Source organism: Pedobacter jeongneungensis (genome assembly GCF_000633455.1).
Lineage (GTDB): Bacteria > Bacteroidota > Bacteroidia > Sphingobacteriales > Sphingobacteriaceae > Pedobacter > Pedobacter jeongneungensis_A.
The window spans coordinates 483,278-509,017 of sequence record NZ_AYMG01000001.1 but is presented as its reverse complement, the minus strand read 5'-3'; the positions used below and the strand labels follow the sequence as shown (position 1 = coordinate 509,017).

The following is a 25,740-nucleotide window of genomic DNA, read 5'->3' as shown; positions in this document are numbered from 1 at the left end:
AATGAAAAAGATTTATTGCGTTAACGCACAATATTTTATTGCAACAAAACGCAAAAACACGCAATATTTAAAAAATCTAAAAATCTTTTATACATTCGTTTAAAACCAAACACCTACTTATGCTGAAAAAAGAACGTCACGACTTCATCATGCGTCAGATTAATTTGCACAACCGCGTATTAACCTCTGATCTGGTCCAATTACTCAATGTTTCAGAAGATACCATCAGAAGAGATTTACAGGAACTTGTTGATGAAAACCTGCTTTATAAGGTACATGGAGGTGCTTTATCCAAATCGTACCACAGTTCTTTTGATGATAGTACGGTATACGCCAGAGACAGCAAAATAGCAATCGGTAAAAAAGCAGTTCAGCTAATAAAGGATGGCATGGTGGTTTTAACGGGTGGCGGAACAACGATTTTAGAGTTTGTAAAACTACTTCCACAGGGCTTAACGGCTACGTTTTTCACCATTAGTCCGCTGGTTGCGGTAGAGCTGGCTAAATACAATAATATTGAAGTGATTTTGATCGGCGGCCTGTTTTCTAAAAATTCGCAGGTTACTTACGGCGGACAGGTTATTACGCAGTTAGCAGAAATAAAGGCCGATTTATGTTTAATGGGCACCAGTGCCATCCACCCTGATGAAGGTTTAACAGATACTTACTGGGAAATTAACCAGCTTAAAAAAGCCATGCTGGCTTGTGCAAAAAGAACAGCCGTACTTTGTATTTCCGAGAAACTGGATATTGCGCTGAGGTTAAGGGTTTGCCCGATAGAAAGTATTAGCCATTTGATTACAGAGCTGGATTTAGGCCACGAATCGCTTTCGCGCTACCGCGAAAAAGAGCTGAATATTTTATAAAAAAAGGTCCCGAAATATCGGAACCTTTTTGGTTAATTTATTAAAAAGCAGGATCAGCAGGGGTATTGGTATTGTTATCCCGCTCCTGGAAAGGATAAGGGAAAAAATTCCGTTTACGATCTGTTAATGGCTGATTAAATCTTCTCATATCTTCGATTTTTAAGCCTGATGCATACAATTCAATCGAACGGTGTTTGTAAATCAGATCGAGCAATTGTTGTTGCGTGTAAGGCCCAACCAACGGAGGTAATGCAGCGGCCACCCCAAAAAGATCAGAGGTTTTGGTTACTACCTTATTCAGTTCAATTAATGAATTAATTAAATCCGGCTGCCTGGCAAGTGCTTCGGCTTTTATTAAAATAATCTCGCCTGGCAAATAAATCGGGAAGGGGCTTGCTGTTGCGGTCGCGAAACCACTCATACGCAAGGTTGCAGGCGATCCGGCCATTAAGGTATAAAAAGGAATTCTTTTATCGGTTGCGTCAGGAACATTTGCTCCGGTAAGGCCCAGGTTTGCATTTAAAGGCTGAAAAACATTATTGGAAGAAACAACGCTGAACAATGCATTTGGAGATGTAGCATCAAACTTAAAAAATGATGCTTTTGTTAAATCAACAGCTGTTGCTTCAGTTAATGCAAGTGTGTAATTCCCCGCAAATAATGCATACCTGGCCTTTAATGCATGTATCGTATTTACAATATTTACGTCAGTGGGTGCATTGCTTAAAAAACCGGCAGAAATTGGGTTTGCGGCAATAACAGTTAAAGCATTATCCAAAACGGCAATTGCTTTTACGAATCCGGCAGAACGGGTGATGTATGCTACATTTTTGCCCGTGCCATCAGGGATTTTTTCCCAGTATTGTGCCATATTGCCAATGGCCAGGGCTTTAAATATACTCGAATAGGCAATTAACCCTGAGGCATATCCCTTATCTCCCAAATTGCCGGCGTTAGCAATCACTAAATCAGCATCGTACACAATTTTATTGGCGCTTGCCCAAAGGTTAAACAAAATGGTATTTGTTCCATCTACAGCGCTTCCCCCGGTACTCAACTGCAATTCGGGAATATTCCCGGTGTTAAGCAACCTAAGCTCATTGGTTACAAAGCCATTTGCGGCAACAGAATTAAACACTACACCAGTTCTGCTTAAGGTATAAACACGTTGCAAACCAATGGCTACCGCAGTTAATCCTTGTTGAGAACCTAAAGCTACATCGGTTTTTGCCCTTGATGGATCCTGATATTCTTTTGTACACGAGGCTAAGCACAACGCTAACGAAAGTGTTAAACAGGTTATATTTGTCGAAATATTATTTTTTAAAATTTTCATAAAAATTCCTTTAACGATTATAATTTAACTTGTAAACCCAAACTGAAAGTGCGGGGAATGGGCACCGAACCAAAATCTATATTTCTCAATATAGTCGATTGTCCGCCCGAATTTAACTCCGGATCATAACCTTTGTAATTATCCCATGAGATCAAGTTTCTTCCGCTTACCGTTACGGTAAGGTCTCTTAAAAATTTCAGCTTACCAACGTTATAGCTTAATGAAATTTCTCTTAACTTAACAAAAGATCCATCATCAATCCTCCATTCTTCAATGGCATAAACACCGGCAACATATCCCCTTGGCAATTGCCCCATCTGTTCTTGCTCGGCTACTTTACCGTTTCCAACACCCTGGCGGGTTCTCCAGTCAGCATTCCAAACATCGCCTCCCTGTACCGCATCAAACTGCACATGTAAATTCAATCTTTTATAGGTAAAATCGTTCACAAATGACATGTTATAATCCGGATTTGGATTACCAATTACTTTACGCAGCGTGGTTCCTGTTGGCAGGCCATTCGCATCCCGCTGAGGGGTAAATGTGGTGGCCGTATTTTGAATTCCTTTTTCAATCTGAGGGATGCCCGCAGCATTGGTTAACAAACTGCCATCGGGGTTACGGGCAAAAAAAGTTCCATAGAAAACACCAATTGCTTCATCATTTATAATGGCTACCGGAGCACCCGGATTTGTGCTGAATAACCTTAAACCACCAACATTAAGTGCTGTATTTCTATTTCTGTTAAACACAACTGAAGTATTCCATTTAAAATCCTTTCCATTAACAGGTGTTCCGTTCAATACCAGCTCAATTCCTTTATTTCTTAACGAACCGATATTATCTAACAGGCTGGAAAATCCGGTTGAAGGAGCCTGTACGCTGGCAATTAATAAATCGCTTACTTTTTTATTGTACCAGTTAAACTGTATTCCAAACCTGTTTTTAAAAAATGATAAATCTGTTCCCAGTTCGAGTTCGCGCTGACGCTCTGGCTTAACATTTTCGTTTGCCAGAGTTGCGCTCGAAAACAGGGAGGCCCTGCCCAGGAAAGATTGTGTAGAATAAGCGTTTATCCTGTCATAAGCCCCAATACCGGTTAAATTACCCGATTCGCCATAAGCTGCCCTGATTTTAAAGGTATCCCACCAGCCGGAAACACCAAAACTTTTCCAGTAATCGGCCGACGAAAGCACATAACTTAAACTTCCTTTTAAATATTCCTGTGTACGGTTAGCAGATCCAAAAACAGAAGACTGATCTACCCTTAGGGCACCGGTAACAAATAAATGATCTTTGTACTTAAAGTTCTGTTGAACATAACCGCCACTAACCGAAAGTTCGGTTCTTCCATCAACACTTGGCAATTGTGTTGCCGCAGCATTTACCGTTTCGATTAATGGAGCCAAACCTCTGCCGTTTACCAGCTGATATTTGGTTTTTTCGTATTGAAACGAATAACCAACCTGAGTGGTTGATGAAATCAGATCGGATAATTTGGCCTGATAGGTTGCATTAAATTCATTATTAAATTGAAAGGCATTATTGGTTGCCGCACTTGCATAACCATTAAGGGTACCATCTAAGGCAGCACCTCCACCATAAAAATCGGGGTTTACGTTGTATGCAAACGGAGGAATATATGTTGAGCCGCTTTGTCCGGAGTTATCAACCCCCAAAGTAAAATCTAATGTCAGGTTTTTTACCGGATATAATTTTAAGTTCGCATTGGCAATAATGCGGTTGGTTTCCTGGCGTTGCTTAATATCTTCGATTACCGAAACAGGGTTTACCCTGCCGCGCTCGCCAACAGCAAGTAAATTGCCATTCGCATCTCTTGCAAAAATATCATGAAAATTACCAATAATGGTGACCGAATTCATGGGCGAAAAGAACGAGTTTCCGTCTGGCTTTTCGTTGGCTGAGCTGCGGATATAATTTAAACCAGCACTTAGTTTTGCCCATTCAGTAATTTTCTGATCGATGTTTGCCCTGAAATTATAGCGTGTAAAATCGGTATTTTTAATAATCCCCTGGTTACTAAAATAAGCAGCAGAAGTGTAATATTTGGTGTTTTCGTTACCACCAGAAACAGAAATTGTATTATCGGTACCTGTGGCCGATTGAAAAATATAATCCTGATAATTGTAACGGGTTACAGGGATGGTATTGGGCTGCAGAAATGGCGGATCGCCAACGGTTTGGATCACATCTTGTGTGGGCGCGTTTGTTGGCGTACCAAACCTTACCGGCGATTGGTTTACATCAATCTGTTTACGTAAATGGCTTAATGTTAAACTTGTACTAAAATTAACCTGAGCCGCACCGCTTACTCCTTTTTTGGTAAAAATCTGAATCACGCCTGAGTTTGCCCTCGATCCGTAAATGGCAGCAGCGGCAGCGCCGTTAAGTACTTCGATCCGCTCAATATCTGCCGGGTTAATATCAACCATTCTGTTTTGTCCGATACTGCCAACAAAGTTTCCACCGTCATAGTTGCTTGAAGTATTGGTAACCCTGGTTGTTGAATTGTTAACAATTACCCCATCAATAATGTAAAGCGGCTCTGATGAAGAGTTTACAGAGCTGATTCCTCTTAAACGAACCGATAATCCACCGGCAGGATCACCTGAGTTTTGGCTGATTTGTGCACCTGCCGTTTTTCCCTGCAGTGATGACAACACGTTTCCGCTAGGTGCTTTGTTCAGGTCATCGCCTTTAACAGTACTTACATAGCTTCCCAATTCTTTTCGGGTGGTTCCCTGTGATGTTCCGGTTACAATTACTTCATCCAAACCAACAGCATCGGCACTTAGGGCAGCACTTAACTGAACCTGATCGCTTGTACCAAGATCTACTGCCTGAACTTTACTTTTGTAACCTACGTAAGAAAACTGAACCTGGTATTTGCCGGGAGCTAAATCTACCGCAAAAGCATAGCCTCCGTTAGCATTGGTACTGGTTGCTAAACTTGTATTGAGGATTTTAACCACAACGCCAGGGATGGCTTCGTTATTTGAGGCATCACTTACTTTACCATTAATGGTATAGCGCTTATTCTGTGCCTGAGCCGTTTCTGTAAACAGAAGCAGCATAAATGGGATCAACAAAATCGCAAAAAATCCTGTTGACCATTTTAGGTAACTTTTTTCCATAAAATTTGGTTTTGTGTTAGAAGATTAGTGTTAAAACAAATTTAACAAAATACCACACAAAGAATGTTGAAAGGTTAGAATGTTGAAAAGTTCGAAGGTTGTAATGTTAAAAGTTGAAAAGCTGTAATGTTGAAAAGTAAATCTGGACTCAAAACTTGGGACTTTAGACTATGAACTATAGACTCAACTTTTACTCAGGCAAACTAATCTTACCCATACAAACAGAAGGCACCCCTTGCCTATCGCCAAAGTTGATCGGTTTGCCACAAAGCGTTTCATTGGCCAGTATAGCAAATAAAACAGCCTCTTTAGCATCGGGATTAATGTTTAAATCATCAGTAGTTAAGAAATTACAAAATGGCAATTTAGTTTGAAGCAATTTTACCAGTAAAGGATTATGCATCCCGCCTCCGCTCATAAAAACCTGCACACGGGCATCCATACCAAAACAGCGTTTTATGGCATTGGCAATGGTTTCTGCAGAAAAGTGACATAAGGTAGCCATTACATCTTCTTCACTCAAATTTGTCGTTAAAGATGCTTTCTGGGCTTTTATTAAATATTCAAGGTTAAATAATTCTGGTCCTGTGGTTTTAGGAAAATCAAGACCAAAGAAATTACAATCCAGCAAAGAGGATAAAAGTTGAGGATTTGCTTTGCCCGTTAAGGCCACAGCTGCATTTTTATCATAAAACAGATTAAAATGCTTTTGCATGTACTGATCCATCAAGGTATTACCCGGACCAACATCTGTCGAAAAAACCGCACTGGCATCCATACTGCCTGGCAGGTAAGTAAAATTTGCAATGCCCCCTATGTTCAGCATTACGCGGTCTTCACCAGCTTTCGAAAACATCAGGTAATCGCCATAAACTGCCAAAGGCGCACCTTCTCCTCCTGCTGCCAAATGTTTCTGCCTGAAATCAGAAAGGGTAATAATTCCTGTTTTTATGGCAATATGATCACCATCGCCTATCTGTAGCGTGCCGTTAGGATAATCGGCCAGTTGATGTAAAGATTTTGGCGCATGGAAAATGGTCTGTCCGTGACTGGCAATAAAGTCAACATCCTCATTTCGGATACCCCACACTAAAAGGGCTTCGTTTATGAGCGCAGCGTGTGTATTTGCAATATGTTCATTCATCAGGCAAACCAGCTGTAAATCAACTTCCTTTTTTGAAAAAACAGCCTTTATCTTTGCCCTGAAATCATCAGTATATTCGCCCGTTTTAAATTTCAGCAACTGGATATTTGTATCTGGTCCACTTCCTTTAACCGAACAGAGTGCAATATCCAATCCATCCATAGAAGTTCCGCTCATTAACCCAATAATAAAACGTTCTGGTTTTGCTGCTTTGCTATACAACTTTTGAATCTGTGCGTTCATATTGATTTTATGTTAAAAAGATCAAACGTTTGTCTGCCCCTTTAATCGAATTTTATGTAAATACTTCCAATAAAAGTAAATATCCTTTGTTACAAATCGCGTATAACTGTCTATATTTACTGCTCCGTACATTAAAATCCATATAAAAAACATGGCTAGATTAAATTTACTGGAGGAGACACGTTTCGAAAAATTACCCGTAAGCGTGTTCGAAAATCCAAAAATTGCTTCCATTAATGTAGCACACCGCATTGCCGGGCTCATTAAAACAAAACAAGCAAACAACGCACCTGCAGTACTGGGCTTAGCAACAGGTGTTACCCCAATTGCCGTTTATGCCGAACTGGTTAGACTGCACAAAGAAGAGGGTTTAAGTTTTAAAAACGTAATTACTTTCAACCTGGATGAATACTATCCAATGGCACCTACGGCCGTACAGAGTTACGTTACTTTTATGAACGAAAATCTTTTCGATCATATCGACATTGACAGAAAAAACGTTCACATTCCTGACGGAACACTTGCACTTGAGGATATCCCTGCATTTTGTTTGGAGTATGAAAAGAAAATCGGTGATCTTGGCGGACTTGATATCCAGATTTTGGGTATAGGACGTACCGGTCACATCGGATTTAACGAGCCGGGTTCTGCACCAAACTCGGGCACCCGTTTAGTTACTTTAGATGACCTTACCCGCCGTGATGCCGCACGCGATTTCGGTGGAAAAAGCTTTGTACCAACCAAAGCCATCACCATGGGTATTGGTACCATTTTTAAAGCAAGGGAAATTATATTAATGGCCTGGAGCCGTAAAAAAGCTTCGATCATTAAAAAAGCCGTTGAAGGCGAAATTTCGGGCGAAGTACCAGCAACTTACCTACAGCTTTCTGAAAATGTAGAATTTATCCTAGATGCTCCTGCAGCTTCAGAACTGACCCGTTTTGATACACCATGGCTGGTTAAAGATTGTGTTTGGACAGATGCATTGATCCGCAAAGCGGTAATCTGGTTGGCCAATACCCTTAAAAAACCGATCTTAAAATTAACGGAAGACGATTATAACAACAATGGTATGGCGCAACTGGCTACCGAAAAAGGGCCGGTTTACAACATCAACATTCATATTTTTAATAAATTACAGCACACCATTACGGGTTGGCCAGGTGGTAAACCAAATGCCGACGACTCTCAACGTCCGGAAAGAGCCGAACCAGCAAAAAAACGTGTAATTATCTTCTCTCCACACCCTGATGATGATGTAATTTCAATGGGCGGTACATTCTTGCGCCTGGTTGACCAGAAACATGATGTACACGTGGCTTACCAAACTTCGGGCAATACGGCAGTTTGGGATGATGATGCGCTGCGTTTTGTTGAATTCAACGTAGATTTTACCGAGAAAATGGGCATGGACAATACTCATTTAAAGGATCTGTACAATAAAATGAGAACCTTTATTGAGCACAAAAAGCCAAACCAGGTAGATACGCCAGAGATCCAAACGGTTAAAGGACTGATTAGAAAAGGAGAAGCTATTGCTGGGGCACGTTATTGCGGCTTAGAGGATGACCATATCCATTTCCAGGCACTTCCGTTTTACGAAAGTGGCAAAGTGCAGAAAAACCCGGTAACGGATGCTGATGTCGAACTTACGATAGAACTTTTACAAAAAGTTAAACCACATCAGATTTACGCAGCGGGCGATTTCGAAGATCCACACGGCACGCACATCGTTTGTTTCAATATTATACTTGCCGCATTAAAACGTTTACGCAAAACTGAAGCCTGGGCACAGGACTGTTGGTTATGGATGTACCGTGGTGCATGGCAAGAGTTCGAAACCTACGAAATCGAAATGGCTGTTCCAATTTCACCGCAGGAACTGGAACGCAAGAAATATGCAATTTTTAAACACCAAAGTCAAAAAGACAGAGCCGTTTTCCCAGGTGATGATGCAAGGGAATTCTGGCAACGTGCTGAAGACCGTAACCGTGATACGGCAAAGGCTTATGATGAACTTGGCCTTGCAGAGTACGAAGCGATGGAAGCTTTTGTACGCTGGAAGTTTGAAGACTAGTTTAAAATAAATATTAAACCTGCTTTGTTAACGCAAAGCAGGTTTTTTTTTGCCCACAAAGTTATCATGCTGAGCGTAGCACCCTCCCATTGGTTGGTTTCACACCAACCAACATAATTAAAGTCTAATTATCCAAAATCTCTTTTTTTGGAAAGCAGTGTCCGTGGTGCTTCGGTCCTTTTAGCCCTGCCCTTTGCTTAATCCTGATAAAAAACCGGTAAAACAAATTAATCTTAAATCGGGATAACGCTGTCGGTCAGGTTTATTGAACATAAGCCTTTGCCGTTGTGATCCAGGCCTTTCTTCAGGAAAATAATCTGGCTTAATCAAATCTCTTCGTGTTTTTGAGCATCCGTGGCAAAAAATAAAAATCTATACCCAGGCTGTCATGCTGAGGGGTAATTATTTATAAAAATCAATATAAATGACAGTAGAATATAATGGAAATAAATCTCCCAAGGGATCGTCATTGCTGAGAAGGCTTTTTCAGCGAACGAAGCAATCTTTATAGCAAGGATCACTAGCATGATAGATTGCTTCGTCGTTCCTCCTCGCAATGACGACCTTTTTTTGAATTCTGTCTATGGTAGCACAGCCTGTTAACGAAGAATCACTAACCACACTTAAAAAATATCATTCACGTTGTTCAGGATGACAGATCATTTGCGCCCCAACTTCTTATTTATTTCTCTTTCTAAAAACAATACTCTAAATTAGTTAGCTCAATCCAAACCAACTCACCATGACCGAACCTAAACAACGATTGCTATCTCTTGATTTTTTTAGGGGATTAACAGTAGCCGCAATGATTTTAGTGAACAATCCGGGCAGTTGGGGCCACATTTACGCACCTTTAGAGCATGCTGAATGGAACGGCTGCACCCCTACCGATTTGATCTTCCCTTTCTTTTTATGGATAGTGGGTGTATCAATCGCTTTTGCCATGAGCAGTAGCAAAGCAGATCCGGCTACACATCAAAAAACGATTATCAAAGCGGTTAAGCGGAGCATTATTTTATATCTGCTTGGTTTTTTCCTGGCTATTTTCGGTAAAATCATCAGCGCCATTATAGACGATAAATCCATTTGGGAAGCTTTCCAAACCGTCAGGCTATTGGGCGTTTTACAAAGAATAGGTATTGTATTTATCATCAGCAGCATTATTTTCATTAAAGTTTCTACCAAAAACATTTTTAGAGCATTAATTATAATACTTGCCGTTTATTGGGCATTAATGACGTTCATCCCAGTTCCAGGCGTAGGTTATCCCAACCTGGAAAAAGAAACCAATTTGGCCGCCTGGATTGACCGTGGAATTTTAACCGAAGCACATACCTGGGCATCTTCAAAAACATGGGACCCGGAAGGCATTTTAAGTACATTACCTGCAATAGGCACCTGCCTTTTTGGTATCCTGGTAGGGGTTTGGATGCGCAGAAAAGATGTAGACAATCCAACTAAGGTAGCCTGGCTTTTTACCACGGGAATTGCAGCAGTTATTTTAGGCTTGTTATGGGATTTACAATTTCCGATTAATAAGGCCCTGTGGACCAGTTCTTATGTATTGTACGCAGGTGGATTTGCTTCCATCGCGCTGGCGCTTTGTTATTGGATTATTGATGTTCAGGGTTATAAAAAATTTACCACTCCATTTGTGGTTTATGGGGTAAATGCCATCACGGTGTTCTTTCTGGCAGGATTGGCCCCCAGAGTACTCAACCTGATCCAGCTAACTAAACCAGATGGCACCAAAACCGGGTTACTGGTTAGGTTTTACGAAACTTGCTATACCCCATTTTTCAGCCCGATAAATGCTTCTTTGGTTTGGGCAATTACTTATGTACTGGGATTTTATATTTTACTGTATTTCATGTATAAAAAGAACATTATTATTAAGGTTTAGTAATTTTACCTGTTAATTTTGATGAATTTACCGACTAATTGAAAAAGAAAACCACTATATATGATATTGCTAATGCGCTTAACATTACGGTATCAACTGTTTCGAGGGCATTAAGTGGCTTCCCCGCAATAAGCGATACCACAAGAAAGGCCGTAGTAGAAATGGCCAAAAAGCTAAACTACAGCCCAAATAAACTTGCTTCTGCATTAAAATCCGGAAAAACCCACATTATCGGCGTAATTGTACCTAGTGTACAGGCCCATTTTTTTGCTTCCATTATTCATTGTATAGAAGATGGCCTGAAAGACAGCGGCTACAGGGTAATTATTTATCAATCAAATGAATCTGTAGAAAACGAAGTTAATGGCGTAAGAACGCTATTGGAGGCACAGGTAGATGGCATTATGGCCTCATTATCGTTAGAAACAAAAGATGTTTCCCACTTTGCCGAAATTATTGAACAGAATAAACCCCTTATCCTTTTCGACCGTGTAAATGCCGGTTTAAAAGTACCCACCATCACACTTGATGATTTTAAGGCAGGTTATATTGCCACTAAACATTTAATTGATAAAGGCTTTAAAAAAATTGCCTTTGTAACTACAGCACATCAGGTTAAAATCTTTAACGACCGTTTAGAGGGATACAAGGCAGCACTTGCGGACCATAAACTACCAGTTATAACGGATCATTTAATTTTTGGGGGACTGTCTATAAAAGATGGCCGTTTTGGCGCAGGTAAACTGATGCGCAACCATAAACCCGATGCCATTATAGCGGGAGACGATTTTACGGCCCTGGGTGTAATCCAAAAACTTAAAGAGATTGGTGAAACACCACCAGAAATTGGCGTAATCGGTTTTGCCAACGAGGCCTTTTCAGCCTACATCACACCCAGCTTATCAACCATTGATCAGCATGCTTCGCAAATGGGTAAAGAATGCGCCAAAATGTTCCTCAAAATGATCAGTCAGGAGAATCCTTATGCCAAAATGGAACATATTATACTTAACCCAAGTATTATAGAAAGAGAATCTACTGATAAAAAAGGTTGAAATGAGGCGACGTCATCTCGACTGAAACGCAGTGGAATGGAGAGAGCTATCAAGGCAGATTTCTCGACTACGTTGCGCTCCGCTCGAAATGATGGCCTCTAAGGGTAGTAAACCCGAGGTTCTTCTATTCTTTTGCCAAAGGCACTTCTACACCAACAGGTCCACTGGGTTCACCTTCATTTTTTAGACGATCAAGCGCAGTTACCAGATAGCTGTATCGCTTTCCACTTTCTACATTCGTATCGATAAAGGAGAGGTAATCTTCAAAGCTTATTTTGATGATATTTTTAGGGTCGAGTACCGAAATTTTCTCTCCTTCGCTAAACCGGTAAATTACAAAACCCGAAGCCGTTTCTCCGTCTTTAGCTTTTAATGGAAGTTGCCATTTTAAATGTACGCCATCCTTTAAAGCATCCGCAGTTAAGGCCTGCGGCTCGTTTGGTGGCACTTCATCCAACCAAGGCATCTGCGGCGGTAAAGCCGGATATTTATATAAATCGTTCTTTAACGAATCGCCAACTGCTTTGGCAACGGTACTTAAGGATTTAGAACTAAAAAATACGCTTCCCTGAATCCTGTTATTATCTCTGAGGTACCTGATCTGGTTGGGAATTTCACTCAGGTTTTTCCAGGCTGCTTCAGCTCTTGAGTTAACCAGGTAAGCACCCTGCCCAATGTACACGTGCCTGCCATAAGTATTATTGCTCCACCAATCAACCAAAACACCATATGGTGCCACTCTTCTGGTGAACGTAAAATAAATCTGCGGATTGATATAATCTACCCACCCTTCTCTTACCCATTTACGGCTATCGGCAAAAAGTTCGGCATAATTAGATAATCCACTGGTTGCAGAACCTTCGGGATCTTCGTATTTATTTTTCCAGATACCAAATGGGCTAATCCCGAATTTTACCCATTTCTTATAATGGTGGATGCTATCATCCAGTTCTTTAATCAACAAGTCGACATTATTACGTCTCCAGTCTTTAATATCCGAGAAGTTATTGGGGTATTTATAAAAGGTATTTCCATCGTTAATCGTCTGTCCTTCTACCTTATAGGGATAAAAATAATCATCGAAATGGATACCATCTACATCATATCCCTTTACCACATCTAAAATAACCTGCACAATGTACTCCCTCACCTCCGGAATGCCCGGATCGAACTGCTTTTTGCCTCCATAGGTAAAAAACCAATCAGGATGTTTGCGGTAAGCATGATCTTCACTTAATACAGCAGAGCTGCTCATACTTGCCCGGTATGGGTTAAACCAGGCATGCAGCTCCATACCCCTAAAATGGGCTTCTTTAATGGCAAAAGCCAATGGATCGTAACCAGGAGCAGGCGCTAAACCCTGCTTCCCCATCAACCACTGACTCCAGGGCTCGCGCGATTTTGCATAAAAAGCATCAGCTGCAGGTCTTACCTGCAAAATAATAGCATTCATGCCCTGGCTTTTATGTCGTTCTAAAATCCCGATGAGTTCTTGTTTTTGCTGATCAATGCTTAAACCGGGCTTGGATGGCCAGTCGATATTGGTAACCGTAGCTACCCATACACCTCTAAACTCCCTTTTTGGTGCAATTTTTGATAAAGGTTGTGCATTTAATATATAAGGTACTATAGTTAAAGATAAAAGTGCGTATAGGAAGTTTTTAAGCATTATTTCTGTCTTATTTTTTATTCAGGTTGTGTGTTTGTGTTAATTTGAATACAAATGAACATTAGCAAGTAAACGATTTTTTTTAAAAACTCTTATAAGTTTATTAAAAATTTTAATTTGCGCCCCTGCTAATTTAATTGTGTACCCCCATTTACCTATGGAAGAACAAAAGTATATTAATTTAAAGAAGATACAGCGTTATTAAAAATGGAACCACAAAAGATTAATAAGGGTGACAGAAACAAAATTTACTTCCTCGTCATCGTTATAGCGGCTTTAATCGGCACAAATGCTTACCTGTTTTTTAAAGACCGAAAGCAGAGCGAAAGATCTGTAAGCATTAGCGCAGAAAAGGATAAGCTGCGGCTTGAGGTAGAAAAGATTGAGGTTGAGCTAGATAAGGTAAACGCTTTAAACCTCGACCTGAACGATAAACTTGTTGATGAACAGAAACTGGCCCGTGTTAAAATTGAAGAGCTTAAGGCCGCTTTAGAAAAAGGCCAGCTTACACAAGTTGAACTCGACAAAGCCAATGCACAGATTAATGAGCTGAAAACATTTGTAAAAAAGTACAACGAGCAAATTATCCAGCTGCAAAAAGACAATATTTTTTTAAAGAATAGTCGCGATAGTTTACAAAATACCCTCAGGAATATTAGCAATAAGGCTTCGAACCTGGAGAACGAAAACTCGAATCTCAATGCAAAGGTTAAAACCGCAGCAGCATTAAAACTTCAAACGGCAGAAATTATCGCCTTCAGAACAAAATCGAGCGGCAAAAAAGTTGAAGTAACAAAATCGTCTACCGCCGAAAAATTAAGTGTCCGTTTCACCATCATCCCCAATCAACTGGCAGAAAAAGGTCACCACAACATCTATTTAAGAGTATTTGATCCTGCCGGAAACTTATTAGCCGATGAGGGCAACCGTTTTGAAGCCGATGGGCAGGACATGCAATACAGTCACTCTATCTTTATCAATTACAATAACGATGACAGCACCTATGTTATCGATTGGGCAAACCCAAAGCCTTTTATCAAAGGCATCTATACCGTAATTTTATATGCTGATGGGAATACCATGGGCAAGGCTCAGGTTGAACTGAGATAAAATTAAACGAATCCTGATTAAACGCCAACCTCATTTATTTCTTTATTAAGCCAGTGGAAAACTTAAATAGAAAGTAGTTCCAAAGCCATTTATTGAGGTAAATTTCACCGTTCCACCTGCATTTTCTACCGCCTGCTTTACAAAGGCAAGGCCTAAGCCTGTTCCCGATGTTTTGGTGGTAAAGTTAGGCACAAAGATCTTATCGTGCAGCGATGGAGGAATACCTTTTCCATTATCTTTAATTTCGATAAATGCATTTTGAGGATCTACATAAATAACAATGGTGATGCAGCACAAAGTTTCCTCGTCAATAGCTTCTATCGCATTTTTGAGCAGGTTATTAAAAGTTCTTAGCAACTGATCGTGATCGGCCATAATTTCAATATCACCAGTACTTTTGTTGATGATATCGATCGTAACATTTTCTGTACTTTTAAAAACCTCCCTTGCCCGCTCGATAACCGGAAGCAATGCAAGGCGCTCCAAATTGGTATCGGGCATTTTAGCAAAATTTGAGAACTCAGAAGCAATTTTTGAAAGACTATCAATCTGCTCAATAAATGATTTACTGAATTTATTAAACTTCAGTTCAAAGTTCGGATCTTTCTCTCGCCACGATTTTTCCAGCAACTGCACCCCAAGTTTTAAAGGAGTTAAAGGATTTTTAATTTCATGGGCAACCTGCTTGGCCATTTCTCGCCAGGCACTTTCCCGTTCCGATCTGGCCAGTTTAAGCGCACTGGCTTCTAAAGCCGAAATCATACTATTATACTCCTTAACCAGAGAGCCAATTTCATCGTGCCTCCGCCACACAATAGGTTCGTTCTTTTGCCCGATTTTGGTTTTACTAATACTCTCCTGAATAAAGGTTAACGGACTGGTGATCTGGTTGGCTAAAAAGACGGCCAGTACCCCAATTGCCACAAAAACAAGCGCATAAATATTGATCAGGTTACTCACAAAAAGCGCAATCTTATCGGTATATTCTTCTTCGTTCGAATAATTGGGCAAGCCGATATAGGCGATTGTTTTATTCTGGGCATTCCTGATTGGCGCATAAGCAGCTGCATAGGTTAAATTCCCAATTTTTTCTTTAGGATTAATGTATTCTGACCGGTGAAGGCTATTTAACGATACATAAGCCAAAGGCCCCATTTTCTTACCTATAATTTTATAATTATAAAGCTTAGGGTAAGTGGTCATAATCAGGTTGCCGCTTAAATCATATAAATTCAGATCGGCATTGTTAATATCTGCAAAATTGTTAAAATCAGCCACGGCATTTTCATCGTTCGAAATAATTCCATTACTGAACACCTGTTTTTCAAAATTCTGCTGAACTTTTCTGATCTTATCCTTTAGTATTGCGTCTTGCTGGCCCCGGTATTCGAGATTCATGTAATAATAGGTTACCCAGCCTACAATTACCAGTGTAGCCACTACAGAGAGCACAATAGAAACCTGGATCCTTGTTTTATACAAGATTTTATTGGCATTGATCATTAATGAACGGTTGATGCTAAACCAACCCACCTTATCGTCGTCGAGGTTTTTGATCAACCAGATTAAACCATAAAGCACTAAAGAGAAGATGATAAATACCAGAAAAAAGAAAGATAGTGCTGCTAAACGCTCTACGTAATCAACCTTCGCCTTACTGATAATGACCATTTTGCTATCAGAAGGCTTATAAATCATGTGGCTGTAATGCAGTTTGTCGTCATTATCAATTACAAAATCATCTTTTTTGCCTTTATATACACTGCCATCAAGCGGATAGGTATAATTTCCTGACTGGTTAAGCAGCTTGTTATTACTGTAAAAGGCAATAGAATAACCTTTAAAATCTTCATCTTTAGCCAGTTTCTGATCACCTAGAAGATCGGGCAAACGGTTATTATAATTGTATGGCTTAGAGCGCAGCTCGATTACTAGGGTACCAAGAAGATTACCCTGATCCACCACCGAAATAATCCCAAAATAATCCTGATAACCAAAAGTATTGTTAACCTGATAGAAAAAGTTAGATCCATCTATTTTAACTGAACCGGATTCTACCAGGTTTTTATATTTATCAATAGGCGGACTATCTGAATTGCCCATAACCATCCCCGATCTATCGTAAGGATAAATCTGGTAGTCGTATCTACTTAAATAACCGTCCAGATAATCCTTCAGGTGGTTTTTAAGAACCGCATAATTTGCCGTTTTATTTTGTTTAAAATATCTCGACAGAAAATCATCTTTAACAATTTCATTCCCTAAGGTACCCAGGGCGATAATGGCATTTAAATCTTCTGATGATTGTATCTTACGCGCCAATGGTTCGCGCAGGCTACGCTCCTTAATATCTTTATACCGTGTGTACTTAATGGAAGTGTTAAAGGCCAGGCAGAAAAAAACAATGGCAAACAAACCGATAGAAAAGTGTTTCTCTTTGAGATACACAGCCCTTGCAACAATAAACAATACAAGTGCAAAAACAATAAAAAATGCATTAAAATCGACAAAAAGCTTATAAACAAAAACACCAGTAAAGCCAATCAGGAAAATAATAAGCCTTTCTTTATTGGTTACATTGAGCTGGCGGCTTACCGTGGCCGAAATCACTGTAATCAGGTAAATCTGAAACCAGGCCAGGCACAAAATTACAATCCCCACCCAACTTGTACCGCTTAGTTTTAGGATGTTTACAATGTCGAAATTAATCTTGGAGTTAAAAATCAATCCGAAAAATATATCGTCGGTATCCCACACAATCTGACCGATAAGCACCATTAGAGCTGCCTGAATAATCAGGCCTACAAACTTATTGCGCTTAATCCAATCAGGAAATTTGTATTGTTCTTTATGGTTGTACATAAAAAGCAGCAACCAGGTGAGGACGATAACATTCAACAGGAAATCGCCCAACGAGGGCATCAGAAAACTGTCTGCGTATATCTTTGGATCAAAAAGATCCAGAATAAACCGGTGGTTAAACCATCCATAATATAAATCGGATAACCGAAAAGCAAGAAAGAAAAAGAGTAGCAGGAAGGTGCCCCAGGCAATATGCCCACGGCGGGCAATAAGTGAGCTAAGGGAATTAAAAAACATACAGATACACAATATCCCTGCAATAAACAACCATAACTGGGTACCGGAATAATAGGTTTCTGCATAGCCCTGCTTTACCTTAAGCCCAAACAAAAATTTATTATCCAGACTTTTTATTACATATACATCCTTATCTGTGAAAGAAGCAAAAGTTAATAATTTGGTAGTGGATAAAATCGGGTCAATATCATTTTTAAAGTATTGTGTTTCTTTAAAAGGATACTGCGACTGGATGGAAATCAGGAAAATAAGGCTAAAATTGCCTTGAGTACTTTTAATTACCTCGTACCAGCCATTGGCAAAAAACAATACCGAACTCCCCTCTTTAATATTATTGGGGTCTATATCAGAAACCTTAATGGTACTCCAGTACTTAAGCTCATTATTTTCGAAGGTTAAAAGATTTACGCCGTTAATGTCACGATAGCTATTGATAAAATCAATCCCGTTTTTAGGATTGAAGTGAAATCGCTTGGCTTTAGCCACTTCCTTTTTATTAGCCAAAAAAGCCTGTACCAATCTTTCTTTGGCCAAAAGGTTCTGCTGAATCTGTTCGGCATCGTGTTCCAGTAATTCACTTTTGGTAGTAAAACGGCTCAACGAAATAGACGTTACCATAAGGCAACAGCCCAAAACGAGCAATAGAAACCTAATTTTTACACCAAAGCTCATTTTCATCCGGACAGTTGTATTTTCAGAAATAACGAAATCATCATTATATCATGTATTATTAAAATGATGATGAATCTATTTCCTGATAAAGATATTAAATATTGATAAAAAGCAACGCCATAAACTTTGGGCTTATGGCGTTGGCATTTTATATTTATTACATTAAATTAAGCTATAACAGCGCTGCTGGTTTGCACTTCGCGGCTTACTTTTTTAACCAGGCCCTGTAATACATTGCCAGGACCAACTTCAACAAATTCAGTTGCACCATCAGCAAGCATATTGCCCACTGTTTGTGTCCAACGTACCGCACCCGTTAATTGTTTAATTAAATTTGCTTTAATTTCGGCTGGATCTGTATATGGTTTTGCATCAACATTTTGATAAACCGGGCAGATTGGAGCTGAAATATCGGTAGCCTCAATAGCTGCCTGAAGTTCGATTTTTGCTGGCTCCATTAAAGGTGAGTGAAATGCACCACCAACGTTTAATTTTAAGGCCCTTTTAGCACCTGCTTCGGTTAATTTGGCACAGGCAAGGTCGATACCTTCAATGCTACCCGAAATAACCAATTGTCCCGGGCAGTTATAATTGGCAGGTACTACTATTGCATCAATTTCGGCACAGATTTTTTCTACAACATCATCTGCAAGGCCCAAAATAGCCGCCATGGTTGATGGCTCTGCCTCGCAGGCTTTCTGCATGGCATTTGCACGTGCAATTACCAATCTTAAGCCATCTTCAAAACTTAAGGCATTTGCCGCTACGAGAGCAGAAAATTCGCCTAAAGAGTGACCAGCAACCATATCAGGTTTAAAATCATCACCTAAAACCTTTGCTAAAATAACCGAATGCAAAAAGATAGCAGGTTGGGTTACATTGGTTTGTTTAAGTTCTTCATCAGTTCCGCCGAACATGATATCGCTGATGCGGAAACCGATAATTTCGTTAGCCTGTTCAAATAAGGCTGCAGCTTTTGGGTTTTCGTAAAGATCCTTACCCATGCCTACAAACTGTGCTCCCTGTCCGGGAAAAATATATGCTTTCATTATAATTAGTTTGGCGTATCGTGTTTGGCGCTTAGCGTTTTTATCTAGATGCCTATCTTGATACTTTATTCTTTTTTACCTGACCTTGATACTAAATACTTGATACTACCTAGTCTAAACTCGCTGTAATTAACCTTAAAAACTCGGCTCTTGTTTTATCGTTGCTTAAAAAAGTTCCGGTAAATGCCGACGTCGTGGTAACCGAGTTTTGTTTTTGCACGCCGCGCATAGACATGCATAAGTGCCTGCACTCCATTACCACCGCAACTCCCATTGGGTTAAGCGTATTCTGGATACAATCCCTGATTTCGTTGGTTAAACGCTCCTGCACCTGTAAACGGCGGGCAAAAGCATCAACAACGCGTGGAATTTTACTTAAACCAACAATATGCCCGTTAGGAATATATGCAATATGTGCTTTACCAAAAAACGGCAACATGTGGTGTTCGCACATCGAATATACCTCGATATCTTTTACCACCACCATTTGACTATAATCTTCCTGAAACATGGCCGATTTAAGGATTTCATCTGGTTTTATGTCATAACCATGCGTTAAATACTGCAAAGCTTTGGCTACGCGTTCCGGCGTTTTCAACAAACCTTCACGCTCAGGGTTTTCGCCCAGTTGTCCTAATATATCTTTATAATGTGTAGCTACAGCTTCAATTTTTTCTTCGTTGTAACGGTCTACTTTTACATAACCGCGCTCCGATTCGCCATTCAATATGTCTTTATCGCTCATTAATTCAGGTGTTTAACCAAAGTATTCAACAAAATTATTTTCGGTTTCGTAGATTTTTACGCAATGTAGAATGGCGCCGCTTTCTGCAATCGGGGCTTCTAACTGCTTCCAGATTTCGATAGCCAGGTTTTCGGTAGAAGCCAGTTTACCTTTCATAAAATCAACGTCGAGGTTTAAATTTTTATGATCAACTTTATCTACCACGTAATCGTTCATTACCTCTTTAAGCCATTTTAGGTCAACAAGAAAGCCTGTTTCCGGGTTAACCTCGCCTTTAACTGTAACATACAGCCAATAGTTATGGCCATGCCAGTTGGGGTTGGCACATTTACCATAAACTTCACTATTTTTATCATCATCCCAATCAGTACGCGCCAATTTGTGCGCCGCATTAAATGATGCTTTTCTCGTTATGTAAATCATTACTATTAAATAAAACGCAAATATACGGATAAAGGTTTAAGCTTAAAGACTAAAGACCAAAGCTTAAAGAAAACCTAAAATATAATCTACTAACTTTACCATATGAAAACTTTAGTTGTTGCCGCTACAAAAGCCGAACTCAGCTTTTTTTACCAGCATTTTAACCTGCCAGAAGGAGATTTCGTAGAGAGTAAAAATTTCGACCTGTTAATTACCGGCGTTGGAATGGTAGCAACGGCTTTTGCATTGGGCAAACATCTTTCTCATCAATACGATCTGGTGATAAATTTTGGCATCGCAGGTTCTTTTGACCGGAATATCGCCCTGGGCACGGTGCTGAATATTACTGAAGATACCTTTGCCGAGCTTGGAGCAGAAAATGGCGACGAGTTTTTAACCATAACCGATTTAGGTTTCGGGGAGAACCATTACTCCGCCAAAACCCAACGAAAGGTAGGTTTGCCACTGGCAAAAGGCATTACCATGAATTGCGTAACCGGAAGCGACAAAAGCATTAAAAGCCTGATAGAAAGGTTAAATCCAACCACCGAAAGCATGGAAGGCGCTGCTGTTTTTTATGCTGCTAAACAATTGAATATAGATTGTTTACAGATCAGAAGCGTATCTAATTATGTGGAGCCGAGGAATAAAGACAATTGGAAAATTGGTTTGGCCGTGAAAAATTTAAACGATTGGGCCATTGCATTTATTGGAGAAATGAACTGATTATGACCGATTACTGTGGTACAGTAGTTAATTTTGATTTATGAACCCGACACAATTAAAATAATTATTTTAATTGTCAAAGGCTCCATCTAACACCTGAAAACAAAAAATAAATAGATGAAACTTACACTTGGATTTTCACCCTGCCCTAACGATACTTTTATTTTTGACGCGCTAATTCATCATAAAATTGATACCGAAGGATTAGAATTTGAGGTTTTTTATGATGATGTAGAAACCTTGAATCAAAAAGCGATGAAGGGCGAGCTGGATATTACCAAATTAAGTTTTCATGCTTTTGCTTATGTAGCCAACCAATATGCATTATTGGATGCCGGAAGCGCGCTTGGCTTTGGTGTTGGTCCGTTATTGATTAGTAAAAATCATTTCGACGAATCCGAACTCCAAACTCCGAACTCCGAGCTTAAGGTTGGTATCCCTGGAAAATACACGACTGCAAATTTCTTGCTGGGCATTGCCTACCCGCATTTACTAAACAAACAGGAACTGGTTTTCTCTGAAATTGAATCTGCCTTATTAAACGATCAGATTGATTTGGGTTTGATTATCCACGAGAACAGATTTACTTATCAGGATAAAGGGTTAAATAAAATTGTTGATCTGGGCGATTACTGGGAGAAACTAACCGGCTGTGCCATTCCATTAGGAGGCATTGTAATTAACCGAAATTTAGACCGTGAAGTGCAGTTAAAAGTAAATCGTTTGATCCGCCAGTCGGTTGAGTTTGCTTTCGCGCATCCAAAATCGGGTATCGATTTTATCCGTCAGCACGCACAAGCCATGGAAGAAAGCGTAATGTATAAACACATTGAGCTTTACGTAAATAAATATAGTATTAACCTTGGCGAAGAAGGCCGCAAAGCGGTTGATACTTTATTCAAACTTGCACAGGAAAGGAATATTATTCCTGCTATTAAAGAGAACCTGTATATATAGATAGTTGTAATGTTGAAAAGTTAAAGGTTGGAAGGTTGATTTAATACGCCCAGAACATTTCAACATTATAACATGCAACCTTTAACAGCTAGGGAAAATTATATGTTTAAGAATGATACTCCGGAATATTCCTACCTTAAAACGTTAGCTCACCAACAACTTATAACCTTTCCCGTGTACATTGATAATCTCCACTGCCGGATCAGCACGTAAATATTTACGCAGTTTACTTAAAAATACATCCATACTTCTTCCGTTAAAATAGTTATCATCATGCCAGATGCTTAACAATGCCTCTTCGCGGGTTAAAACAGTATTCTTTTTTAAACATAACAGACGCAATAACTCAGCCTCTTTTGTAGAAAGTTTTTGTTGCTGCTCGTCGCTGGTAATAATCTGAGTCGTATAATCAAAATGATATTTACCGATTGAGAACTGCGTTTCTGCGGCTTCATCATTGTTATCAGTTTTGTTGGCAACACGCTTAAACATCGCATTAATGCGCAACAAAAGTTCCTCTATACGGAAAGGTTTGGTAATGTAATCATCACCGCCTAAATCGTAAGCAGCAGATTTATCTTCCAGCATGGTTTTAGCCGTTGCAAAAATGATCGGAACCTGTGTATTTACCTTTCTAATGTCTTTACCCAAGGTAAAACCATCTTTTTTGGGCATCATTACGTCCAAAATACAAAGATCGAAGTTTTGCTTATTAAAGGTCCTTAATCCGTCTTCACCATCAGTACATAACACCACATCAAACTTGCCTTTAAGCTGCAAATAGTCTTGTAATAATAAACCTAAATTTGGGTCGTCTTCTACCAGAAGTATTTTTTTCATTTTATTAATTTTATTCACGTATGTATATGTAGCATTACCTACAGTGAAAGTTTGATTCTGAGTATGCATAACGGTTTAATTTATATTGTAGATTAAATTAATACGCTACTATATTAGGCAAATTAAACCTGTTATATTTAAATGTATCGACAAAGCAAGCTTTTGTGCCGACGGTTATCCGGTATATAAAGGTAAAGATATTTCGAACGTGGTTCCCCTATCTTTTTCGCTACTTACCCTAACCGTCCCCTTCAGTTTTTTAATAATATCCTGAACGTAGTTTAAGCCCAGGCCAAAACCTTTAACATCATGCAAATTACCTGTAGGCACCCTGTAAAACTGATCGAAAATTCGTTTAGATTGCTCCCTGGTCATTCCGATGCCTTTATCCTCAATCTCGATAATTATATTTTTATGTGTATTACGCGTAGTAATGGTAATCTCAGGCGTATCGGCACTGTATTTATTAGCATTATCGATGAGGTTATATATTACGTTTGATAAATGCAGTTCATCGCCAAAAACCACTGCATTTTCGGCATCGGTATTTACATGAATAACTGCATTTCTTTTTTGTAACTGTAAATCCATACTATCCAGTACAATTACGATCAAATCGTTCATATCTACCTCGGTATTCTCTAGCTTAAGCTCACCTTTTTCTAAACGGGCAATACTTAAAACGCGTTCAATATGACTGCCCAAACGCACGTTTTCATCATAAATGATTCCGGCCAAACGTTTCAAACGTGCTTTATCTTCTGTAACCTCAGGATCCCTTAAGGCTTCGCTGGCAATCATAATCGTAGCTACAGGAGTTTTAAACTCATGCGTCATGTTATTGATAAAATCCGTCTTCATTTCTGTTAATTTCTTCTGCTTTAAAATGGCATAAAGGGTGTAAGAAAAAATGAAAACAAGTACCAGCAATAAACCGATAGATGAAGCCAGCGTAACACTCAGGTTGGCAACAATGGCCGAATTTTTATTCGGGAAACTCACAAAAAGCATCCCCGGATCGCGGAACAGGTCATTGCCAAAAAGGGGTGTTTTATAGGTATTCTCTGGTAAAAATTCGCCCTTTACATTGGAAGCCATCATAAAAATAGTCGAATCTTTTTGGGCTAAAGAGATGCGGTAAGCGGGCTCTAAGGTAATATTATGCGCCAAAAGCTCATCCTTTAATAAATGGCCAAGGGCATCAAAATTGATGCGTTTATATATCGGTATTTTAGTTTCCTGCAGCTCTTTTGACACGTCTTCAACCACACTCAATCTTGTATATGAAAAAGTATCTTTGCCCAGCGCTGCAATTTTTAATTCTAGCTGCTTTTTAGCAATTTCATCTTCCCGTTTAAACTTTTTCTGTAAGTCGCTTGGTATTTTCGGAACATTGGCAAAACCTGGGCTGCCATCCCTAGGGTCGAAAACCAGATACCTTAAAGTATCGGGCAAACTTTGCAAACTTTTAAATTCGAATGCTTTTGGTGGTGTAGAAAAAGGCTTGGTACGCATACTGTAACCTTTAATAATCAGGCTTTTCATATCCACGAAAGCATCCATCTGCAGATCAAGCTTATCGCCGTTTTTAGAGGTTAAAGAACTGTATTCCTTTTCCGAAATTACATCAGGTGCACGGTAAGCGTTACGTATAATACTGTCTTGCTGGTTCAGGTAATTTTCGATCTGATTTTCGCGTTCAACCTGGCGAAGTTCAGCTTCCTGTACATATTGCTGTCTTAAATCCTTAATATCCAGTGTCCGCTGTCTGGAATCCTGAAGCTGTTTTAACTTATTTTCAGCGTCTTTCCGGTTGAGGTGATCCGCAACATTTCTGCGTTGGATTTTATTTACAACGGTAGTTAAGGTTTGGTTTACCTGTTCATCAAAAAGCTGAGATTTTAGCTTATAGGATTCCCTGATGTAATACAACTGCATTACAAAAACACCCAGCAAAGCTACCGTCATCAAAACAGTAATTAACCAAAAACTCTTTTTCTTCATGAACCAGAAAGGTTTTAAGATTAAAAAAACCGGAACACCATCTTTTTAAATCTAACCAGATATCAAAAATACTGAATAGCAAAGCTAACTGTTTGTTTTTAACATATTTTAACAGCGCTCAGAAGGCTTCCGCGTTTTGCTGGGGCCCGGGCCTGGTAAACTCCGGAAGTTTGGCGGGCAGGCAAAAAAAATGCCGGGGCAAAAGCCCCGGCATGGTTCAAAATTGTTTGCTTAAAAAAGATTCTTTATTTAAAAAGGCAAATCATCGTCTTCGCCTGGTGCATTGCTTACATCAACCGGAGCTGCATAAGCTGGGGCTGCTGCCGGAGCGCCTGCTGCAACGGCATTAATACGCCAGATTACCAAACTGTTAAAATATGATGTTTTACCTTGTTTATCTGTCCAAGGGCGACCACGTAAATTAAAGAACACCTCAACTTCATCACCTGCTTTAAAAGTATCTAATAATGCAGTTTTATCTTGTAAAGCCTCAAAACGGATATATTCTGGGTATGTTGGATTTTCTGCGTATTCTATTATTAAATCACGCTTTTTAAACGTCTCACTTACTTGTTGTGTGGCACCTACTTCGTGCACCTTTCCTTTAATTTCCATATCTAATACTACTTAATGTACTATAAACATCAAATCTCTATAATTTTATTGA

At 39.5% G+C, this 25,740-nt stretch carries 18 protein-coding genes; 7 read left to right on the top strand and 11 right to left on the bottom strand.

Annotated elements, in window-relative coordinates:
- The first annotated feature begins 119 nt into the window (after positions 1 to 119).
- A complete protein-coding gene (locus tag U859_RS0102275; RefSeq protein ID WP_025141822.1) occupies positions 120 to 866 on the top strand; it encodes a DeoR/GlpR family DNA-binding transcription regulator in 747 nt (248 codons plus the stop codon).
- A 40-nt stretch (positions 867 to 906) separates the two neighbouring features.
- Here the strand turns inward: U859_RS0102275 and U859_RS0102270 are convergent, their stop codons facing one another.
- The 3 genes from U859_RS0102270 to U859_RS0102260 form a co-directional block, all read right to left on the bottom strand.
- Positions 907 to 2,202 (bottom strand): RagB/SusD family nutrient uptake outer membrane protein, encoded by a 1,296-nt coding sequence (locus tag U859_RS0102270; protein WP_025141821.1) that lies wholly within the window; start codon positions 2,200 to 2,202, stop codon positions 907 to 909.
- A gap of 17 nt (positions 2,203 to 2,219) precedes the next feature.
- Positions 2,220 to 5,357 (bottom strand): SusC/RagA family TonB-linked outer membrane protein, encoded by a 3,138-nt coding sequence (locus U859_RS0102265; protein WP_025141820.1) that lies wholly within the window; start codon positions 5,355 to 5,357, stop codon positions 2,220 to 2,222.
- 190 nt (positions 5,358 to 5,547) lie between these two features.
- Positions 5,548 to 6,744, bottom strand: a complete 1,197-nt coding sequence (locus U859_RS0102260) for an anhydro-N-acetylmuramic acid kinase (protein WP_025141819.1) — start codon at positions 6,742 to 6,744, stop codon at positions 5,548 to 5,550.
- 151 nt (positions 6,745 to 6,895) lie between these two features.
- On the opposite strand from U859_RS0102260, the gene nagB reads away from it, so the two are divergent.
- The 3 genes from nagB (at position 6,896) to U859_RS0102240 (ending at position 11,779) form a co-directional block, all read left to right on the top strand.
- Positions 6,896 to 8,821 (top strand): glucosamine-6-phosphate deaminase, encoded by a 1,926-nt coding sequence (nagB, locus tag U859_RS0102255; RefSeq protein ID WP_025141818.1) that lies wholly within the window; start codon positions 6,896 to 6,898, stop codon positions 8,819 to 8,821.
- Between the two features lie 742 nt (positions 8,822 to 9,563).
- Positions 9,564 to 10,724 (top strand): acyltransferase family protein, encoded by a 1,161-nt coding sequence (locus tag U859_RS0102245; RefSeq protein ID WP_025141817.1) that lies wholly within the window; start codon positions 9,564 to 9,566, stop codon positions 10,722 to 10,724.
- A 38-nt stretch (positions 10,725 to 10,762) separates the two neighbouring features.
- Positions 10,763 to 11,779: a LacI family DNA-binding transcriptional regulator gene (locus U859_RS0102240; RefSeq protein WP_025141816.1), complete on the top strand. Its 1,017-nt coding sequence runs from the start codon at positions 10,763 to 10,765 to the stop codon at positions 11,777 to 11,779.
- A gap of 124 nt (positions 11,780 to 11,903) precedes the next feature.
- On the opposite strand, the gene U859_RS0102235 is transcribed toward U859_RS0102240, so the two are convergent.
- Positions 11,904 to 13,448: a glycoside hydrolase family 10 protein gene (locus tag U859_RS0102235; protein ID WP_025141815.1), complete on the bottom strand. Its 1,545-nt coding sequence runs from the start codon at positions 13,446 to 13,448 to the stop codon at positions 11,904 to 11,906.
- Positions 13,449 to 13,655: 207 nt separating this feature from the next.
- On the opposite strand from U859_RS0102235, the gene U859_RS0102230 reads away from it, so the two are divergent.
- On the top strand, positions 13,656 to 14,558 hold the full coding sequence (locus U859_RS0102230; RefSeq protein WP_025141814.1) for a hypothetical protein: 903 nt from the start codon (positions 13,656 to 13,658) through the stop codon (positions 14,556 to 14,558).
- Between the two features lie 45 nt (positions 14,559 to 14,603).
- On the opposite strand, the gene U859_RS0102225 is transcribed toward U859_RS0102230, so the two are convergent.
- The 4 genes from U859_RS0102225 to U859_RS0102210 all read right to left on the bottom strand — a co-directional run bounded on the left by U859_RS0102225 (position 14,604) and on the right by U859_RS0102210 (position 20,546).
- Positions 14,604 to 18,335 carry a sensor histidine kinase gene (locus U859_RS0102225; RefSeq protein ID WP_025141813.1) on the bottom strand — a complete coding sequence of 1,244 codons (3,732 nt, stop codon included), beginning with the start codon at positions 18,333 to 18,335 and terminating at the stop codon, positions 14,604 to 14,606.
- Between the two features lie 161 nt (positions 18,336 to 18,496).
- Entirely contained in the window at positions 18,497 to 19,378 is an 882-nt protein-coding gene (gene fabD, locus U859_RS0102220) for an ACP S-malonyltransferase (protein ID WP_025141812.1), read from the bottom strand.
- 109 nt (positions 19,379 to 19,487) lie between these two features.
- On the bottom strand, positions 19,488 to 20,123 hold the full coding sequence (folE, locus tag U859_RS0102215; RefSeq protein ID WP_025141811.1) for a GTP cyclohydrolase I FolE: 636 nt from the start codon (positions 20,121 to 20,123) through the stop codon (positions 19,488 to 19,490).
- A gap of 12 nt (positions 20,124 to 20,135) precedes the next feature.
- Positions 20,136 to 20,546, bottom strand: coding sequence for a 6-pyruvoyl trahydropterin synthase family protein (locus tag U859_RS0102210; protein ID WP_025141810.1), 411 nt, complete (start codon positions 20,544 to 20,546; stop codon positions 20,136 to 20,138).
- 102 nt (positions 20,547 to 20,648) lie between these two features.
- On the opposite strand from U859_RS0102210, the gene mqnB reads away from it, so the two are divergent.
- Both mqnB and U859_RS0102200 read left to right on the top strand, forming a co-directional pair.
- Positions 20,649 to 21,272, top strand: coding sequence for a futalosine hydrolase (gene mqnB, locus U859_RS0102205; RefSeq protein WP_025141809.1), 624 nt, complete (start codon positions 20,649 to 20,651; stop codon positions 21,270 to 21,272).
- 117 nt (positions 21,273 to 21,389) lie between these two features.
- Positions 21,390 to 22,229 (top strand): menaquinone biosynthesis family protein, encoded by an 840-nt coding sequence (locus tag U859_RS0102200; RefSeq protein ID WP_025141808.1) that lies wholly within the window; start codon positions 21,390 to 21,392, stop codon positions 22,227 to 22,229.
- Between the two features lie 144 nt (positions 22,230 to 22,373).
- Here U859_RS0102200 and U859_RS0102195 read toward each other — a convergent pair whose 3' ends face one another.
- From U859_RS0102195 to U859_RS0102180, 3 genes are all read right to left on the bottom strand, one after another.
- Positions 22,374 to 23,069, bottom strand: coding sequence for a response regulator transcription factor (locus U859_RS0102195; RefSeq protein WP_025141807.1), 696 nt, complete (start codon positions 23,067 to 23,069; stop codon positions 22,374 to 22,376).
- A gap of 174 nt (positions 23,070 to 23,243) precedes the next feature.
- Positions 23,244 to 25,073: a sensor histidine kinase gene (locus tag U859_RS0102190; RefSeq protein ID WP_025141806.1), complete on the bottom strand. Its 1,830-nt coding sequence runs from the start codon at positions 25,071 to 25,073 to the stop codon at positions 23,244 to 23,246.
- Between the two features lie 249 nt (positions 25,074 to 25,322).
- Positions 25,323 to 25,688, bottom strand: coding sequence for a DUF3127 domain-containing protein (locus tag U859_RS0102180; RefSeq protein WP_025141805.1), 366 nt, complete (start codon positions 25,686 to 25,688; stop codon positions 25,323 to 25,325).
- Positions 25,689 to 25,740: the final 52 nt, after the last annotated feature.